The sequence below is a fragment of the Mucilaginibacter sp. genome, from assembly GCF_028288225.1.
Classification (GTDB): Bacteria; Bacteroidota; Bacteroidia; order Sphingobacteriales; family Sphingobacteriaceae; genus Mucilaginibacter.
In genome coordinates this window covers 78202-93025 of sequence record NZ_JAQBOC010000047.1, presented here as the reverse complement: position 1 = coordinate 93025, position 14824 = coordinate 78202, and the positions used below count along the sequence as shown (strand labels likewise).

Below are 14824 nucleotides of genomic sequence, written 5' to 3'. Positions count from 1 at the left end.
TGACTTTCCCTAAAATAGGTTGACAAATAAACAGTGGAAAGATGAATCATAATATAAACAAGTCAGCCATCGTTTCAGAGTATTTAAAAGGTGGAGTATCTTACCGGGATTTGCAGGCCAAATATGGCTGCGGACTTGGGACATTGCACCGTTGGGTACATGAATATATGCAGGGGAAAGAATATAAAGCAGCAGAAAAGGAAGCCATAGTATTCCAACAGGTGAGGGAAGTGCTATCGGAAGAGGAGATAGGGATGGATAAAGCAATGCCGTCAGATATAAAGGCTTTACAGGCCGAGCTGCACAAATCGCGGCTACACAATAAGTTGCTTAATGAAATGCTCAACATTGCCGAGGAAGAGTTAAACGTACCCATCAGAAAAAAACATGGCGCCAGGCAATCATGAGAATAGAACAAAGAGAAAAAAAGCGCTGCACGGAGTTACTTTGTTCATTGCTTGGCTATAGCAGGCAGGCTTATTATAAGGGTATCAAAACAGAAGCTACCAAAGGCGTCAAATCAAAGGCAATAGTTGAGCAGATAAAATTAATCCGGAAAGACCAGCCCCGTACAGGAAGTGATAAAGTTCATATCCTATTAGCAGATTTCAAGCAATGTCACGGAATAAAAATGGGTCGCGATGCATTGCTTGACCTGATGCGGGAAGAACATTTGTTAATCAGGCCGAAACGGCGCAGGGCAAAGACAACATTTTCCTATCACCGGTTCCATAAATATCCCAATCAGGTAAAGGACTTTGTGCCAAACGAACCTAATTTACTGTGGGTAAGCGATATGACTTACCTGCCAGTTAACGAGTCGTTTGCTTATCTGAGTTTAGTAACCGATGCTTACAGCCGCAAAATAGTAGGATACAATTTAGGAAAAACGCTTGAGTCGGTGGGCTGTGAACAGGCGCTAAAAATGGCCATTAGAGATAATCCTGTCAGGTGTGAGCAAATGCTGCATCACTCGGACAGGGGCGTACAATACTGTAGCTCTGGGTATATAAAGTTGCTGGGGGAAAGCCACATCGGTATTAGTATGACCGAGAGCGGCGATCCCTTGGAGAACGCACTTGCAGAGCGGGTAAATGGAATATTAAAAAGCGAGTTGTTAGCGGAAAAATATGATCATTATGATCAGGCACAATCAGCGGTGGCCAAAGCTGTTAGTCTTTACAACAACCAGCGGCTTCATAGCAGCATAGCAATGCTTACTCCACAACAGGCGCACGGCAAGACAGGAGAGCTAAAACGGTGTTGGAGAAATTATTATCCAAAAAAGCAATCGGAGGAGGTAATGATGGACGGATAGTTTTTCACGAAGATGCTTGCTTATTTAAAAAGAAAAAAAGAAGCAAAAAAAGAAAAACGTGTTGAAATATGGAAAACTGAAGGAGTTTCCCACATTCCAACACGACAAAGAAACAACAACGTTTTCTTTAACATAAACCTTCTATAATTGTATTTAAAAACTGTCAACTTATTTTAGGGAAGGTCACGCGGAACACCCGGAACGCTGTGAAACACGCTCATTATCAGTACATTTAATTTTATTAAAATGCAAGTGGCTGATAATCATGCGATACAAAATTGATGGTTTTTGATGTGTCGCTGTAATTTATTTATAATCAATGTGTTCCATTTTTTAGTTGACTCTCGCCGCTGTTGATGTTGTCACCATAGATGTTCGGAAGAATAAAAAAAGCGCGGGAATGTGCGATTCCCCTCTTGAGAGGGGTGGAGGGGTGTGTCCTCTGCGCCATGCTTTTACGTCTTTGGATGGCGGTGAACACACCCCTGCCATCACACAACCCAACGCGCCCCCTCTCAAGAGGGGAATAAAAATAATCTTTCGAACACTCGTAGTACTGTCACCAACAACTGACGATGTTTGTGTTTTGCAGAATGCTGCATGATTATCTGCGACTTTTTGCACCCCGCAAATTATCACAAGCGTTCCATTTTTCACAGCGGAACACCTGGAACGCTATGAAACATTCTCATTATCAGTGTGTTCCATTTTTACGCATTGTAAATTCCTGATAATCAAGCGTTCCGTGATTGAATGTTTTTTGATGAGTTTGTGTAATTAGTTTATAATCAGCGTGTTTCACTTTGTTCCATGCGTTCCATGGGCGCTTATCCGCTTTTGGGTTTACACTCCCGTCTCCGCCGGGTCTCTCTCGCAGAGGACCCTGCGATGGTTTGCAGCGATATATGAGTGGAGTGTGATCTCCCCTGCTACCGCAAGCAATTTCCGCTGGCTCCCGACTTGTGGCCCGTTGACAGTTAACCAAGCGACAAGTCGCAAACTATTTAGTCAACCATAACTTAAGGTACAAATTCCTCTATTTGTTAAATAAGTCGCTTCGTTAGCCAAGCGGTCTACCCTAAATGCGGACCACAAGGTTGGAGCTTTGCGGTAGCGGAAGCAGCATAAAGCCTTGGCGGCAGCGTGGGGGGAAATAACCACCTATAAATTTTTCACTAATGGCTTTACGTTACTCCTTCTGAATAATTCTGTTAGGGATTTTGCTCTTTTTAAATGTTCAGGATTTTCACTGTTAAAATATTCCTTGGTAACAATAAGAAGTTTACCTCCATTATTTAATTCTTCTATCTCAGCGTCGGCTATAACCCGAGGAATCTCTATATATTTTGAAAAATAAGTGAGCCAACCGAACCAATACTCATTGGACTTCAAATTCATACGTTCACGATAAAAAGCATACTCGGAAACCTCGATAGAATATGGTTGGAAAATTATTATAAGATCGAGTATAAATGTTTTAAACTGTTCAAATTGGCTTAGATTATTCAAGCAATCAAAATTTGTTATTATTAAAGACGAGGCATTTTTGTTCGCATCAATATGACCAATAGTATAGGTAAATGAGGCGTCATTGTCAAATTTTCTTGAAGCATAATAACCATCAATGCATGATATCGTATCAAAATAGTCTTCAGTTATATTCTTTTTAGATGTAAATGTTTTGATTCCTTTTTTTAATCGTTTAAGAAATAATTGGATCGCATAATCTTTGTCTTTTAAATTAACGCTCGTTTTATCGAAAAGCAGCCAATCAAACTTATCAAGGCTTTCACTAATTTGAGCTTGCTTTTCTACTATAAAACTAGCCCTTTCTTTAATATTCAATTCGGTTGACTTGAAATATATCCTTATTATGTTTCTATCTGTCATAATTTCTTAACCGGAGTAAATTTTAATTCTACCTTTTTTAACATCTCTTCGCCCGCAGCGGTGTTTTTCTTGAAATTTGTATAATTTTTTTTTTGAGTAGCTCTACCAGTCTTAAATAACCACAGATACGCACCCTTAGCCTCCAACAAAACACCATTCTTAAAACCATCAAATTTAACTTTATTCCTTAAAAATTCAACCGATCCGCTCATCCACCCCATTCTGGCGAGAATGCAGCACAAGCCTAAAGAGGTGGCTTCCTCGTGCCCCGCTGATAGGTAACAAAGCGACCGATAGCCAACATGCCCCTCACAAACGACTTAAAAGTACAAATTTTGTATTACAAATATCTTACTTCCAGTCCACTGCTTCTCATCAACCCAATCCCCCAATCCCAAAAATCAAGGTTCAGACAAATTCCCACCATGATTTAAACCCAGGCACTTTTAAAAACTTACAAGTTTTACGCGAGCCTTTCCCCAAAACAATCTTTCCGTCATTTCACCATTCAAACCGCCAAATAATGCTTAATATCATACTATTTAATTTAAAAATCCGTATTTTTGCAGCCTCTAAAATTTGAGGTGGATGTACAAGGAATATAAGCAGTTAAACTTATCGCAGACAGGCAAAGATGTACTTGATTTCTGGAAGCAGAACAACATCTTTGAAAAAAGCATCAGCAGTCGCCCGGCCAATAACCCGTACACATTTTACGAGGGGCCGCCGAGTGCAAACGGGATGCCCGGCATTCACCACGTAATGGCGCGTGCCATAAAAGATATTTTTTGCCGCTACAAAACCCTTAAAGGTTACCAGGTAAAACGCAAAGGCGGCTGGGACACCCACGGCCTGCCTATTGAGCTGGCTGTTGAAAAGGCTTTGGGCATAACAAAGGACGATATCGGCAAAAAGATCTCGGTTAAAGACTATAACGATGCCTGCCGCAAGGAGGTGATGCGCTATACCGATATCTGGAATGACCTGACTGAAAAAATGGGCTACTGGGTTGATTTGGAGAATCCATACATTACCTACAAAAACGAATACATTGAATCGCTTTGGTGGATCCTGAAAGAGTTTCATACCAAAGGCTTATTATACAAGGGATATACAGTACAGCCGTATTCGCCAAAATCAGGTACCGGCCTAAGCTCGCACGAGCTGAACCAGCCGGGCACGTATAAAATGGTGAAGGATACCAGCGTAACCGCCCAGTTCAAACTAAAAAGAGATCAGGATTCTGAATTTTTGTTTAAGAACATCGATACAGACCTGTACATATTGGCATGGACAACCACCCCGTGGACCTTGCCGGCAAACTGTGCTTTAGCTGTTGGTGAAAAAATTGCTTATGTAAAGATCAGTACTTTTAACCCTTATACTTATGAGCCGGTTACGGTAATACTGGCTAAGGATTTGGTAGGCAAGCACTTTAAGGCTGAAGGTGAAAACGCTTCGTTTGAAGACTATAAGGGCGGCGACAAGATCATTCCATGGAAAGTAAAGGGGACTTACAAAGGTTCGGAGTTTTTAGGATTGCATTACTGGCAGCTGATGCCTTATGTAACCAATGCCGACCTCGAGAAAAATGCGTTCCGTGTTATTCCGGCTGATTTTGTTACCACCGAAGATGGTACAGGTATCGTTCACACCGCTTCTGTTTTTGGTGCGGATGACTTCAGGGCATGTAAGGAAAATGGTGTGCCATCGGTAATGGTGAAAGATGAGTTTGGCAAAGATGTACCGCTGGTAAACAAGCAGGGTAAATTTGTGGATGAGGTTACCGATTTTGCCGGACGCTATGTAAAAGAAGAATATTACAGCAAGGAAGAACGTGAAGAACCCGGTTTTAAACCAACCGATGTTTTGATCTCTATCAAACTTAAAACAGAGAATAAAGCCTTTGATGTAAAAAAATATGAGCACAGCTATCCGCACTCGTGGCGGAGCGATGAGCCGATATTATATTATCCGCTCGACAGCTGGTTTATTAAAACCACTGCGGTAAAGGATAAAATGGTTGCACTTAACAAAACCATTAACTGGAAACCCGAATCGACCGGAACAGGCCGTTTTGGTAACTGGCTTGAAAATTTGGTGGACTGGAACCTTTCGCGCTCCCGCTTTTGGGGTACCCCATTGCCGATCTGGCGTGAAGAAAACGGTGGTGAAGAAAAATGTATCGGTTCAATAGCTGATCTTACCGCTGAAATTGAGAAATCGATAGCAGCAGGGTTAATGCCTGCCGGTTTTGTAATCGATGACCTGCACCGCCCTTATGTTGACGATGTGATCTTAGCCTCACCTACAGGCAAGCCAATGTACCGTGAGCCAGACCTGATAGATGTTTGGTTTGATAGTGGTGCTATGCCTTACGCACAATGGCATTTCCCGTTTGAAAATAAAGACGAATTTAAAAATGCCTACCCGGCTGATTTTATAGCCGAAGGCGTTGATCAAACCCGCGGCTGGTTCTTTACCCTGCATGCCATAGCGGTAATGCTGAGCGAAACCAGCGATGAGGTAAAAAAAATAAATGCTGAAGTTGGCAATAAAGGCGTTGCTTTTAAAAATGTGATCTCGAACGGTTTGGTGCTTGATAAAAACGGCAACAAAATGTCAAAACGTTTGGGCAATGGCGTTGATCCGTTTGAAACCATAGAAAAGTTTGGCGCTGATGCCCCGCGGTGGTATATGATCAGCAATGCGGCGCCATGGGATAACCTGAAGTTTAATTCGGAAGGGATAGATGAGGTTAGGCGTAAGTTTTTTGGTACGCTTTACAACACCTATACCTTTTTTGTGATGTATGCCAACATCGATAAGTTTACATACAGCGAAGAAGAAATAGCATTAAAAGATCGCCCGGAAATTGACCAGTGGATCATCAGTCTGCTAAATACTTTGAGCAAAGAGGTTGATGCCTTTTATGCCGATTTTGAGCCTACCAAAGCCGCGCGTGCAATACAGGATTTTGTGGATGCGCATTTAAGCAACTGGTATGTACGTTTAAGCCGCCGCCGTTTCTGGAGGTCGGATAACTCGGATGATAAGCTGTCGGCTTATCAAACGCTGTATACCTGCTTAACCACTATTGCAAAGCTGATGTCGCCAATTGCGCCGTTCTTTGCGGAGCGTTTGTATACCGATTTGAACAGCATCACCAAAAAAGAGGCATTTGAATCAGTGCATCTTGCTTATTTCCCTGAATATCATACCGACCTTGTAAATACTGCTTTAGAGGAAAGAATGCAAATGGCGCAGGATATCTCGTCATTGGTGTTATCGTTGCGTAAAAAGGTGGGCATCAATGTTAGGCAGCCTTTGAGCAAGATCTTATTGCCCATATTGGATAAAAACTTTAAGCACCAGGTTGAAAAGGTAAAGGATTTGATCCTGTCTGAAACCAACATCAAAGGCATTGAATACATAACCGATACTGCAGGCTTTATCAAAAAGAAGATAAAACCAAACTTTAAAGCCCTTGGCGCTAAAGTGGGCAAGAATATGAAAGCCGTTGCCGAAGCTATCGCTAACATGACACAGGGAGATATCGGCGAACTAGAGGAAGAAGATTATTTTAAATTAGATTTTAAGGTTGGTAGTCAATTAAAAGATGAAATGCCCGTAGAACTTTTTGATTACTGCATTTTAAATCTAAGTGACGTAGAAATTATAGCCGAGGATGTACCGGGATGGCAGGTAGCAAATTTAGGAAAACTAACCGTAGCTTTAGATGTTACTATAACCGACGAACTGAAACAGGAAGGTATATCGCGCGAGCTTATCAATCGGATCCAGAATCTGCGTAAGGGGAAAGAATTTGAAGTTACCGATAAGATAAATGTTAAGCTTAGTGACCACCCATTTATAAGCAAAGCAGTAAACAATAATTTATCCTATATTTGCGCCGAAATTTTAGCGGAGTGCATTTTACTTGATAATGAGTTTAATGAGGGTGAATTAGTTGAGATTGATGGAAATGAAATTTTGATTGCTATTAGTAAAATATAAATGAAACAAGAAAACGAGAAGACCAGGTACTCAGAATCAGACCTGCAGGAATTTAAAGGCATTTTATTGGATAAGCTGCGTAGTGCGAAGGAAGAATTAAACAACCTGGCAACTTCCTTAAGCTCACCTAATGCTAACGGCACTGATGATACTGCCGGTACATATAAAACACTGGAAGACGGATCTGCAACGCTGGAAAAAGAACAAATAAACCAGTTAGCTGCACGTCAGAAAAAATTTATTGAGCAGCTTGAGGCAGCATTGGTACGTATTGAAAACAAAACTTATGGTGTTTGCCGCGAAACCGGTAAACTGATCCCTAAGGAGCGTTTACGTGCTGTACCGCATACTACTTTAAGCATGGAAGCAAAATTGAAGCAATAAATGAAGGTAGCCTACTTAAAACCTTTTCTTGTAGCTGCTTTTATTGTGTTGTTTGACCAGGTGATAAAAACCTGGGTACGCACACATATGGATTTTAATTCTGAGATCCATTTCCTGGGGCAGCATGGCATGCTGCGCTATACCGAAAATAACGGTATGGCCTTTGGCTGGGAATTAGGCGGCAAAATTGGAAAGCTTATATTAACATTGTTTCGCATTGTTGCAGTTTGCGGTATTGGCTATGGCCTGGTTTACCTGGTACGGCATAAATATCACCGCGGACTGATCATGTGTGTGTCCCTGATATTTGCTGGAGCACTTGGTAATATTATCGATTCCACTTTTTACGGGTTGCTGTACCAAAACGGGCATTTATTTGAAGGACGTGTGGTTGATATGTTTTATTTCCCTTTAATTAAAGGAACATACCCGTCATGGTTTCCGGTATGGCACGGGCAATATTTTGAATTCTTTCAACCCATATTTAATCTTGCCGACGCATCTATTTCGGTGGGTGTAATTGCTATCCTGATCTTTCAAAAACGTTACTTTAAACATGAAGTACCTGAAGTGAGCAGTCCGAATAGTGAGATGGTTGAGGAATAGGGGGTAGAGGCTGGAGATCAGAGATTAGTTTCTGCCAATTTGCCCATCGGGGTCAAATATGGGTAGAAAAATAATAACAAAAGATAACGTGCCGTAGGTCAATGTCATCAAGTTAAGGTTATCCTTGCGATTTGGCCTCACCTAAATCCTCTCCAAAGGAGAGGACTTAAACTTCGCGCTTCTTCAGAACCCTCTCCTTTGGAGAGGGCAGGGTGAGGCGACCAAGTTTGTGGGAAGAATTATTATGTGTTTCCCCTTAACTTAATGCTAATAAACATAAACCATATTTTCTACCAATATTTTGCTCCTATAAAGCAATGCTATTAAACATGTTTAATAAACCTGTTACTTTTAATTAATGATATTTTTAACATTTTTTATCGGGTTGATAGCAAACTTTATTGGCTACGTTCCACCCGGAAACATAAACCTTACGCTTGTTAAAATTACCATGAACCGCGGCCTTAAACAGGCTATGCTGTTTATTATATCATTCTCATCTGTCGAATTTTTTTTCACTTACTTTATAATGCATGCCGCCAAATGGCTCAGCGCCGAGGTGCGGCTGGATATGGTTATCGACTGGGTAATGGTTGTTTTATTCGGTGTGCTTGGTACAATAACCTGGATCCACCGCAAAAAACCGCCTGAAGCAAACTATTCAGAGCATGAAAGTATAAGATATGGGATTCTGCTTGGTTTTTTAAATCCGGTACAAATCCCCTTCTGGATGATAACCGGAACCTACCTCATCACACACGAGTGGATTGTTGACGGTCAGATAGCTTTAGTGATATTTAGTATTGGCGCAGCTGCCGGTGCATTTTTAGCGCTGTTTCTTTACGCTAAATTCGCCAAATACATACAGGACAAGTTTGCACTGAGCACAAGAGTGGTTAATACCAGCATAGCCATATTGTTTTTTGCATTTGCAGCTTATCATGTGGTAAAACAGGTTTATTTGGTGTTTTTTAAGCATTAGTTGATTGGGTTAAAGTACCTTTCAACTCAATCAACCTAATCCAACTCAATCAACTACTCTACTCCTGAAATTCCAAATCCGTTCCGCCTTCCTTCCAATCAGCCAGAATGATGCGCCAAGTATGGCAAAGAATAATGTTTTATTGGTATGGTCCCAAAAGTACTCGAAGTATTTAGTGTAGATGAAAATAAGCAGGAAGGTAATCCCGAATTCGCGGGCAATTACGTCTTTGGTTTTTAAGCCATAAAACAAAAAACCTGCAGCAACTACTGCCGAAATAATGCCCCAGTAAAACAGGCTGATCTGCCTGATGTGCCACCAGGTATCTATACTGCCTAAATTGCCAAATATGCTGAGCAACCAAAGCGACATAAACAGGTAAAGCATTCCGGACACATAGGTAAGTTCCCAAAAACGCTCAAACCATTTGCGGTTTTTAAGTATATAGATGCTGGTTAACAACACCATGCCAAACAGCACAAAACGTAGTGGGTAGTTCATCCCTAAAAAGTAATCGCTCCAGCGGGTTTGATAGCCGGTTTCGGTACCAAACCAACTGCCCAGCGATACCAGGGCGAACAGCCAGATCAGTCGTGAATTCATCCGCCAGGCTAATACACCGTACACAAACACGGATAATAAAAACAATAAGGAATAATGGCCTGATCCGTTATCAAAGGTTTTGCCCAGGTAGGCAATACAGCAGGCGGTAAACAATACACCGGTAAAAATAATAGCTTCGTTACTGAAGATCTTTTCAGGATACTTGCTTTCCCAGCGCCGGCCAAAATAGAACAACACAACAGCTATGATTGCCGATACAACGCTGATAACAATATCAGGCGTGTAATAAAGCTTTTTTAGCCACTCGATAACTTTATCATCAATAATTAATGAACCAACAGCAATGATACCGCAAAACAAAGCTATCCAGAATGAATATTTAGCCAGCCGCATCCAGTCGAACCCTTTAACCTCATATGAGTTGCGCAAGCTTTCGGCAAGTCCGGCATCTATTAAATGTTCCTCTTCCCAATGCTGTATCGCCTTGTTTAAGAATTCGCTTTCCTGTTTATCTAAGTTGAGTTTGGCCATATTTAGTCCATAGTCGATGGTCCATAGACCATGGTTTTATCTGCAAGTTAAATAACTATTGCGAGATCCTAAGATATTAATCCTATAAAGTATTGTAAATGGAACCCAAATGAATGCTATGGACCATCGACTATGGACCATGGACTATTCTTCCCCCAACAGCGCCTCCACATCCAGTTTATCCTTGCGGATCTGTTCTTTCAGCGCATCAAGTGAATCAAATTTCATATCGTCGCGAACAAAATTGTAAAACTCCATTCGGACCTGTTGGTTGTAGATCTCTTTGTCGAAATCAAAAATATTCACTTCAATATTGCGGGTATGGCCGTTAACGGTAGGGCGGCTGCCAATGTAGGCCATGCCCTTGTAAACCATATCGCCGGTTTTAACCTTAACAGCAAAAATGCCATCAAGAGGGATCAGCTTATATTTTTCTTCTATCACTATGTTCGCTGTAGGATAGCCAATGGTACGTCCCAGCTGGTCGCCGTGGATAACGGTGCCGGTGATAAAAAACGGGTAGCTTAAAAAAGTGTTGGCAAGCTCAATTGCACCATTTAGCAAGGCTTCTCTTACCCTTGTGGAGCTGATGGCGACTTCGTAAATGTCCTGCTCAGGAATTTCAACAACCTCAAAACCATATACCGGCCCTAAGCGCAACAGGTCTTCAAGGCCGCCCTGCCTGTCTTTACCAAAACGATGATCATAACCTATTACTATCTTTTTTGTGCCGATCTTATTTACCAGCACATCGCGGATATATTCTTCAGCGGTTTGGTTTGAAAAGTCGCGCGAAAATGGGGTGATGATCAAATGGTCAATCCCAAGCTCTTCCAGCATCTCTGCCTTTTCATTAATAGTATTGATCATCTTTATACTTTCATCCTCCGGATGTAATATCATCCGCGGATGCGGGAAAAAAGTGAGCAGTACTGTTTCTCCGCCTGTTTCTACAGCAAGGTTTTTTAAGCCGGATATAATTTTACGGTGCCCGGTATGTACGCCATCAAAAGTGCCGATGGTAACCACCGCATTATTTAACCGGGTAAATTCATCTATATTATGGTAGATTTTCATTTATTAATTTGTGATTACACTGATGTAGGAGCGATTTCACCGATTTTTTGATTTGTGATTTCACCGATTCTTATAGTTTTTTAAACTGATATACGTTATACCTCACAGCTTGCGTTGCCAAAGTTTATTAATAAACCGGTTTTTACTTTACTTGCTTTTAGGTATGAGAGTAGTTGGCCCTTGAATAAGTTGGGAATATACCCGGTTACTGATTTAAGTTCAACTATCACCCTGCCTTCCACAAAAATATCGCATAGCATAAATTTTTTCAATAAAGCCTGGTACTAATAAACGATGCACCTCAAAACAACAATCAATTATCTTTTCGGTAAGTTCATCATTTTCATAATTCCCCATAAGTAGTAGCTATTACCGTTTTAAAAATAATCGGTGTAATCATTCTCCAAAATCTGTGAAATCATCAAATAAAAACAATCGGTGAAATCATTATTCTATAATCGGTGAAATCACCTTTAATTCTCTAATTGTGTTTACCAGTTCCATTACCTCCCAGGCATCTTCAATTTTATATTCGCCACTGCGGGTACGCCTGAGTTTTGAAAGATAAGCACCATTGTTTAGGGCTTTCCCAAAATCGTTCACTAACGAGCGGATATAGGTGCCTTTGCTGCATACCACCCTGAAATTTATTTCGGGCAGGGCAATGCCAGTTATTTCAAATTCTGTTATGGTAACATTGCGCAGCCTGAGCTCAACATCTTCGCCGCGGCGGGCTTTTTCATAAAGGCGTTCACCGTCAATCTTTATAGCGGAGTGTGCGGGGGGGTATTGCTGTATGTCGCCAATGAACTGAGCGCATGCCGCTCTTATCTGCTCTTCCGTAATATGGCTGATGTCGAACTTTTGATCGGCTTCAGTTTCCATATCATAGGATGGGGTAGTTCCACCCAGTATCATGGTGCCGGTATATTCCTTTTCCTGCGCCTGGAAGGTATCTATCTGCTTGGTCATTTTCCCGGTGCAGATGATGAGCAGCCCGGTAGCCAGCGGATCGAGCGTGCCGGCATGGCCAACCTTAAGTTTTAAAGGCTTAAATGAATTGCGGATCTTGCCCACAACATCAAAGCTGGTCCAGTTATAAGGCTTGTTTACCAGTAATAGTTGGCCTTCAGCAAATTCTTCTATTCTATTGTATGATTGCACTGATTTTTATTTGATTTCAATGATTGTTTTTGAACCATGATTCTCTTGATTAAAAGATTTCATAATGCTTGTCGCGTTGTTATCCAAGGGAATCTGTTAATCATTTAATCCCGGTTCGGTTCAGACAAAAAGATATCTTCTTTCACTTCCGGGATGATATGATTTTCAAGCGCTTTATCAAAAAGCAGCTTTATCGCTTTCCTTCCTTCAACGCCCAAATCTACAGAATACTTATTTACATACAGCTCAATATGCTTATACATCACCTCTTCACTCATTTCCTGGGCGTGTGAGCGGATAAATTCCAGTCCGGATTTTGGGTTTTCGAAAGCGAATTCTACAGAGCGGCGGATCACCCGGTTTATTTTGTGCTGAATATCCAATGGCAGTCTGCGATTAGCAACAATGCCGCCAAGCGGAATGGCGCAGCCGGTTTCTTTTTCCCAGTAATCGCCAAGGTCGATGATCTTTTTTAAACCTTTGTCCTGGTAAGTAAAGCGGTTTTCGTGGATGATGAGGCCAATGTCAACCCTGCCATCAAGTACTGCACTTTCAATGTCCGAAAACACCAGCTCAACTTTGTTAGTTGCGTTTGGGAAGGCCGTACCTAATAAAAAGTTGGCGGTGGTGTACTTGCCTGGAATGCCAATCAAAGGATTTCGGATTTCGGATTTTCCATTTCGGATTGTTCCGCTTTGTAAATCCGAAATCGAAATTTCGACATCCGAAATTAGTAAAGGACCTACGCCAAAGCCTAATGCGCTGCCTGCATCCATCAAAACATATTTATCGGCTACGTAGGCAAAGGCATGATAGCTGAGTTTGGTAATATCCAGCTCACCGCGCATGGCTTTTTGGTTAAGGGTTTCCACATCATCATAAAATACTTCGAAGTCAAGACCTTCGGTGTCAATTTTATGATGGATCATGGCATCAAAAATAAACGTATCATTAGGACAGGGCGAAAAGCCGAGGGATAGTTTCATATTTTAAGTTGATTAAGTTAGATTGGGTTGATTAAGTTGGATTAAGTCGACAAAACCACTCACTTAATCAACCCAATCAACTCATCAGGCATACAGCTTTAAAAACTCGATGGCAAAGGTATTCAGATTTTTTATGGCAAGCCCTATATTCCAGCTATCACGGTTTCGTTTTTCTACATAATTTGACACAGCCCTGATTTGCAGGCATAGTACATCCATCTGTTTACAGGCATAAAAAAAGGCGGCCCCTTCCATACTTTCAACCTGCGGATTTAGTCTGTCAGTTATTTTTTTAATGGTGTTGTCGTTACCATGTACGGTATTAACTGTAATTGCAGATACTGTTTTAAGGTTAAAAGTATTAAACAGATTGTATAGGTCAGCAAGTTTTGTTGTTGGCTGATAAGTTGCTTCGCCGAAACCCATCTTATCTATCGATAAAAAATCAGCATCATCCTCTGCCCCCAGCTCAGCAAAGGTATCTTCGGTTATCTCCACTACTTCTCCTAAAGCAATATTCCGGTCAAAGCTGCCTGCAATGCCCAGGTTAAGTACCAGATCGTATTTGTTTGATGATAAGTGCCTGCCAAGGGCAAATGCTGTGGCTACCATACCTACACCGGTTGTGAGTAAAGAGATTTCGAATTTCGGATGTTCGATTTCGGATGTAGTATTAAATAATCCCGTTTCAATACCTTTTTTGTCTGCTTTTGCGCTTCCGAAAAATTCCGAAATCGAAATTCCGAATTCCGAAATTAACGGAGAAACTTCGTCCTCAGTAGCAGCAACAATCAATATCCGCATATTGCATTTTTTTGACAGCTAAGATAAAACATAACGCCTGATTTTGTTTTGTATATTTGTACCATTATTAGTTATGATGATACATATTACACGCAAAGAACATTTCAATGCGGCACATAGAATGTACCGCGAGGAGTGGAGCGAAGAGAAAAATGCGGAAGTATTTGGCAAATGTGCCAATCCCAATTGGCATGGACACAATTACAACCTGTTTGTTACGGTAAAGGGTGAAGTTACCCATGCAACCGGTTATTTGATTGATTTAAAAGAGTTAAAGATCATTATAAATGATTATGTGATTGAAAAGCTTGACCATAAGAACATTAATAAAGATGTTGCTTTTATGGCCGGCAAAATGGCATCAACCGAGCTGCTTTGTATAGAGATCTTTAACCAGTTAAAAAAACCAATTGAAGCGTACGAGGGTGTGTTTTTACATTCGGTTAAATTATACGAAACTGAAAATAACTCTGCCGAGTATTTTGGTGATTAATCCTGAAA

14 protein-coding genes and 1 pseudogene are annotated in these 14824 nt (G+C 41.1%); 7 read left to right on the top strand and 8 right to left on the bottom strand.

The window, feature by feature from the left end; all coding sequences use genetic code 11:
• Window positions 1–41: 41 nt before the first annotated feature.
• On the top strand, window positions 42–407 hold the full coding sequence (locus JWQ54_RS14715) for a hypothetical protein (protein ID WP_299586011.1): 366 nt from the start codon (window positions 42–44) through the stop codon (window positions 405–407).
• A complete protein-coding gene (locus tag JWQ54_RS14710) occupies window positions 404–1318 on the top strand; it encodes an IS3 family transposase (protein ID WP_299586009.1) in 915 nt (304 codons plus the stop codon). The genes JWQ54_RS14715 and JWQ54_RS14710 overlap by 4 nt, the downstream gene beginning before the upstream one ends.
• Before the next feature lie 1161 nt (window positions 1319–2479).
• Here JWQ54_RS14710 and JWQ54_RS14705 read toward each other — a convergent pair.
• Window positions 2480–3163 carry an Imm52 family immunity protein gene (locus JWQ54_RS14705; protein WP_299586007.1) on the bottom strand — a complete coding sequence of 228 codons (684 nt, stop codon included), beginning with the start codon at window positions 3161–3163 and terminating at the stop codon, window positions 2480–2482.
• 41 nt (window positions 3164–3204) lie between these two features.
• Entirely contained in the window at window positions 3205–3420 is a 216-nt protein-coding gene (locus JWQ54_RS14700) for a Tox-REase-5 domain-containing protein (protein ID WP_299586004.1), read from the bottom strand.
• A 376-nt stretch (window positions 3421–3796) separates the two neighbouring features.
• On the opposite strand from JWQ54_RS14700, the gene ileS reads away from it, so the two are divergent.
• From ileS to JWQ54_RS14680, 4 genes are all read left to right on the top strand, one after another.
• A complete protein-coding gene (gene ileS / locus JWQ54_RS14695; protein ID WP_299586001.1) occupies window positions 3797–7225 on the top strand; it encodes an isoleucine--tRNA ligase in 3429 nt (1142 codons plus the stop codon).
• Window positions 7226–7609: a TraR/DksA C4-type zinc finger protein gene (locus JWQ54_RS14690; RefSeq protein WP_299585999.1), complete on the top strand. Its 384-nt coding sequence runs from the start codon at window positions 7226–7228 to the stop codon at window positions 7607–7609. It abuts the gene before it with no gap.
• Entirely contained in the window at window positions 7610–8215 is a 606-nt protein-coding gene (locus JWQ54_RS14685; RefSeq protein WP_299585996.1) for a lipoprotein signal peptidase, read from the top strand.
• 358 nt (window positions 8216–8573) lie between these two features.
• On the top strand, window positions 8574–9197 hold the full coding sequence (locus JWQ54_RS14680; protein ID WP_299585993.1) for a LysE family transporter: 624 nt from the start codon (window positions 8574–8576) through the stop codon (window positions 9195–9197).
• Between the two features lie 45 nt (window positions 9198–9242).
• Here JWQ54_RS14680 and JWQ54_RS14675 read toward each other — a convergent pair whose 3' ends face one another.
• From JWQ54_RS14675 to mqnB, 6 genes and pseudogenes are all read right to left on the bottom strand, one after another.
• The gene (locus JWQ54_RS14675; protein WP_299585991.1) at window positions 9243–10292 is read right to left on the bottom strand and encodes a DUF2157 domain-containing protein; all 1050 of its coding nucleotides are present in this window, start codon (window positions 10290–10292) and stop codon (window positions 9243–9245) included.
• Between the two features lie 144 nt (window positions 10293–10436).
• Entirely contained in the window at window positions 10437–11369 is a 933-nt protein-coding gene (locus JWQ54_RS14670; protein WP_299585989.1) for a bifunctional riboflavin kinase/FAD synthetase, read from the bottom strand.
• 95 nt (window positions 11370–11464) lie between these two features.
• Window positions 11465–11726: pseudogene (locus JWQ54_RS29180) on the bottom strand (GxxExxY protein).
• A gap of 90 nt (window positions 11727–11816) precedes the next feature.
• Window positions 11817–12533 carry a tRNA pseudouridine(55) synthase TruB gene (truB, locus tag JWQ54_RS14665; protein WP_299585986.1) on the bottom strand — a complete coding sequence of 239 codons (717 nt, stop codon included), beginning with the start codon at window positions 12531–12533 and terminating at the stop codon, window positions 11817–11819.
• Window positions 12534–12637: 104 nt separating this feature from the next.
• Window positions 12638–13519 (bottom strand): 1,4-dihydroxy-6-naphthoate synthase, encoded by an 882-nt coding sequence (locus JWQ54_RS14660; protein WP_299585984.1) that lies wholly within the window; start codon window positions 13517–13519, stop codon window positions 12638–12640.
• 84 nt (window positions 13520–13603) lie between these two features.
• On the bottom strand, window positions 13604–14323 hold the full coding sequence (gene mqnB, locus JWQ54_RS14655) for a futalosine hydrolase (RefSeq protein WP_299585982.1): 720 nt from the start codon (window positions 14321–14323) through the stop codon (window positions 13604–13606).
• A 76-nt stretch (window positions 14324–14399) separates the two neighbouring features.
• Between mqnB and JWQ54_RS14650 the strand changes: the two genes are divergently transcribed.
• Window positions 14400–14816: a 6-carboxytetrahydropterin synthase gene (locus JWQ54_RS14650; protein WP_299586014.1), complete on the top strand. Its 417-nt coding sequence runs from the start codon at window positions 14400–14402 to the stop codon at window positions 14814–14816.
• Window positions 14817–14824 lie beyond the last annotated feature (8 nt).